This window comes from Marimonas arenosa (assembly GCF_030848945.1).
GTDB classification, from domain to species: Bacteria; Pseudomonadota; Alphaproteobacteria; order Rhodobacterales; family Rhodobacteraceae; genus Marimonas; species Marimonas arenosa.
Map to the genome: position 1 here is coordinate 1 of NZ_JANHAX010000027.1, position 226 is coordinate 226.

Below are 226 nucleotides of genomic sequence, written 5' to 3' on the forward strand. Positions count from 1 at the left end.
AAAAGAAGCTACTATATATGTAGCTGATAATGCATCTACCGATGATTCTATTCTTTATATTAAAAGAAATTTCCCAGAAGTCAAAATCATACAAAACAGCTCGAATGGAGGCTACGCAAAAGGTTATAATGACGCCTTGCAAAATGTCCATGAAACTATTTACTGTTTACTTAACAGCGATATTGAAGTTACAGAAAATTGGCTACAACCTATTACAAATGTTTTT

Annotated in this window: 1 protein-coding gene; it reads left to right on the top strand. The window is 31.9% G+C overall.

Annotation, left to right across the window (positions count from 1 at the left end):
• A partial coding sequence (locus NO357_RS21335) for a glycosyltransferase family 2 protein (RefSeq protein WP_306737783.1) occupies window positions 1-226 on the top strand: 226 nt, incomplete at both ends.